Raw genomic sequence first — 3581 nt, 5'->3', positions numbered from 1 at the left:
CAGTTTATTGCCAAAGGGAGAAAAATCGTTACGGACTACTAGGGCGCGTCGTTGAGATGAGGAGTAAGTCATGACGGAATAGGAAGTCTCCTTACTTTACACAGTATTCCCAAAAGCCTTATGTTAAGTGACATAGGAGTGGCAGCCACTCCCTTATTTTTACGTTTTAGTTAGATTGACGGATTAGGATAATTTGTCTTAGCTAAATATCACAGTATACATCATAAAAACTAAGCCAACTCATTTGCTGTATAATTCTTATCAAGTCCTACTCGCTCAAGGTTGGTTACCATCTCAGATGCTACTAGATTTTCGTTAATGACCGATTTATCATCACAACATTCAACTATGCAACAAGGCCAGCCAAAGTATGCAACAAGACCAGCAAACTCAAGTAGCACCATCAAAGACAGTCCGTGGAAAAACCACAGTAGGTGGCTCAGTAAGCGTACAGGCCATAAGGATCTGATCGGCTCGAGTGTCCTTGACCAGCATTGTTGCTAACGGAGGGCTTGCCAGACCACACAGTTGAGGTAAGTCTGAGGTCGCAACAACTCTCAATAAGCTTAGAAACCCATGCTATAGTCTTAGACTGAACGTGGTTAGCTGGCAGGCATTAGAAGCCCCACAACGAACATGCGCAGCATAGGTGCTTAAAGTTACCGTAAGATAGTGGAGCTTTTATGGTTAGTCGGTTATGCGCAAAAGGGTTAAATATGCATGTAATAAAGCTCCACTATCTAAGGTTTCGTCTCCAGGGATGAATTTTGCACAGAGTCTTTTGGGTCCCGAAAGCGAGCTATCAAGCTCCTTATCAACTCTGATTGAGTCATTCCGCGTCGCGAGGCCTCTTGTGCTAACTGTCTTTTCTCAAAATCTGTAATCGAGATTGTTAACTTTTTATTTTTCATTGTGACTTGAAAAATGGCTGTACGTTAACTATAATATTACTAGGTCGATAGATAAGAGGACAAGCAAGGGTGAGAATTGCATATCAGTACCGGCTAAAGCCAACAAAAGATCAAAAAGAAAAAATAGATAATTGGCTCTCAATGCTTTGTGCTCAATATAATTATTTATTGGCTGAGCGATTTTCTTGGTATGAGCAAAATCGCTGCTCAATCAATGCTTGTCCTCTCGTTTGTCATATTCCCGAATTAAGAAACAATCCAGATTACTACTCTCAGAAAAAGACTTTACCAAATCTCAAAAAAAGTCATTCCTGGTATAAAGAGATTCATTCTCAAGTACTACAGGATGTAGTAAAGAGAGTAAAACTAGCTTTCGATCGGTTTATAAAAGGAGATAGTAACGGTAAACGAAGCGGAAGACCTAGGTTCAAAAAAAGGCACCGCTATCGTACTTTAACTTACCCTCAAATAAAAGAAGGGTGTCTAGAAGGGAATTTAATCAACCTTCCCAAAATAGGTAAGGTAAAGATTATATTACACCGCCCTATCCCTGTTCGCGAAGCGTCGGCTACCCCGAATGGCTTTAAGATAAAGACAGCTTCAATAACAAAAAAGTGTGATGGTTATTATCTGGTATTGTCTCTAGAAGATAAGACGGTTCCCAAGGTTAAGCCCGACATTAACCCTGAATCTATAATTGGGATTGATGTTGGCCTTAAAGAATTTTTGACCACTTCTGAAGGGGAAACAGTAAGCATTCCTCAATATTATCGACGGTCTCAGAAAAGGCTGAGAGTTATTCAGAAAAGAGTATCTCGACGAAAAAAAGGAGGTAAAAATAGACTCAAAGCTATCAAACAACTTGGAAAGCAGCACAAAAAAGTATCGGACAAGCGAAAAGACTTTCATTTTAAGACAGCAAAATATTTGCTGTCAAAATACGATGTAATTGCTCACGAAAAATTAAACGTAAAGGGACTTGTCTTATCTCGATTGGCTAAATCTGTGTTAGACGCTGGGTGGTCTAGCTTTCTGACAATCCTGGCAAGCAAAGCCTTAAATGCTGGCTTGTTGGCGATTCCAGTAAGTGCTCGGAACACTTCACAGAACTGTTCCAGTTGCAGCAAAAAAGTCCCTAAAAAGTTGCATGTTCGGTGGCATGATTGTCCTCACTGTGGTTGCAGTTTGGACAGAGACCACAATGCAGCAATAAATATAAAAAACAGAGCGGAAGGGCAGTCCGTTCTTAAAGCCCAGCGCCTCCTAAGCGATAGCCGGACTGGCGCTTGTTGCCTACACTGAACCTGTAAGGTCAGTATAGGAGCTGTCACAAACCGATGCTATAGTCGTTAGACTGAACGTGGTTAGTTTAAAAAATTTGCTGGAAAATTGGTTGGCTAGTAAGAAATTATAGATAAACTAGCAGTCTATTGAATTGGGATGAGTGGAGCATGATTGACGAAGCAAAACAGTCAGATAACACTTCGCAGGAGACAAAGGAAGAGTCCACTACGGTACTCGCAGACAATCTTGAGGTGGAAGCGGTAGCCGTAGCCTCTGACTCAGAGGTCAACTCTGAAGCAGCACAACCAACTGAATCCTCTGCTGCGGAAGCATCTGAGTCAGAGTCGGTAGACCAAGAAGCCCAGACCGAGGTAGCTCAAGCAGCTACCGATGAATCACCTACGGAGGACGATTCCAAAATTCTAGAAACCATCAAGCAGGAAAATGAGGCCCTGAAAGCTCAACTAGAAGAGCGAACTCAGCAATGTGACTCCTTTAAATCTCAATACATCCGGATTGCGGCAGATTTTGAGAATTTCCGCAAACGGTCAACTAAAGAGAAAGAAGACTTGGAACATCAAGTTAAAGGAAACACCATCACTGAGTTATTGTCAGTAGTAGATAACTTTGAACGGGCGCGCACCCAAATTAAGCCTCAAAATGATGGGGAAATGTCAATTCACAAAAGCTATCAAGGTGTTTATAAACAGCTGGTAGATAGCCTCAAGCGCCTTGGGGTTGCTGCGATGCGACCAGAAGGGCAAGAGTTTGACCCCAATCTCCACGAAGCGGTTATGCGAGAACCAACGGATGACTATCCAGAAGGAGTAGTCATAGAACAGCTAATGCGGGGTTATTTACTTGGGGAGCGGGTGTTACGTCACGCTATGGTGAAAGTAGCTGCTGCGGCAGAACCACAGGAAACCTCGGAAGCTCAGAAATCTGCTGAGTCAGAAAATTAGCTGCCATTGAGTGGTTAACCTTCCTTTGGTGTCAGTCTCTGACCATCCTACGAAAAGGGACGAACGCACCAAGGGAAGTTCTATTATTTTGACTAACTCAACAAAAAATCAAACTAAAATAACTTAACATAACCGTTAAGCCGCAACCCTATGGGAAAAGTTATTGGCATCGACCTAGGCACAACCAATAGTTGTGTTTCTGTCTTAGAAGGGGGTAAACCCATAGTCATTTCCAGCTCGGAAGGTGGGCGAACTACACCGAGTATTGTGGGATTTGGCAAGTCAGGGGAGCACCTGGTGGGTCAACTGGCCAAGCGTCAAGCAGTGACCAATGCGGAAAACAGTGTCTACAGTATCAAGCGCTTTATCGGACGTCGTTGGGATGAAACCGCTACAGAGCGTTCCCGTGTCCCCTATACCTGTG

4 protein-coding genes are annotated in these 3581 nt (G+C 42.9%); 3 read left to right on the top strand and 1 reads right to left on the bottom strand.

What is annotated here, in order from left to right; all coding sequences use genetic code 11:
• Positions 1–740 precede the first annotated feature (740 nt).
• Complete coding sequence (locus F6K49_RS37315; RefSeq protein ID WP_293105118.1) at positions 741–911, bottom strand: ribbon-helix-helix protein, CopG family; 171 nt, start codon at positions 909–911, stop codon at positions 741–743.
• Between the two features lie 69 nt (positions 912–980).
• Here F6K49_RS37315 and F6K49_RS37310 point away from each other — a divergent pair, with 69 nt between their 5' ends.
• From F6K49_RS37310 to F6K49_RS37300, 3 genes are all read left to right on the top strand, one after another.
• A complete protein-coding gene (locus F6K49_RS37310) occupies positions 981–2213 on the top strand; it encodes a transposase (RefSeq protein ID WP_293105115.1) in 1233 nt (410 codons plus the stop codon).
• Positions 2214–2362: 149 nt separating this feature from the next.
• Positions 2363–3157 carry a nucleotide exchange factor GrpE gene (gene grpE, locus F6K49_RS37305; protein ID WP_075903432.1) on the top strand — a complete coding sequence of 265 codons (795 nt, stop codon included), beginning with the start codon at positions 2363–2365 and terminating at the stop codon, positions 3155–3157.
• 150 nt (positions 3158–3307) lie between these two features.
• On the top strand, positions 3308–3581 hold a 274-nt coding region (locus tag F6K49_RS37300; protein WP_293105112.1), incomplete at its 3' end, for an Hsp70 family protein.

It is taken from the genome of Moorena sp. SIO3I6 (assembly GCF_010672095.1).
This window is presented reverse-complemented; position numbering and strand designations above follow the sequence as displayed.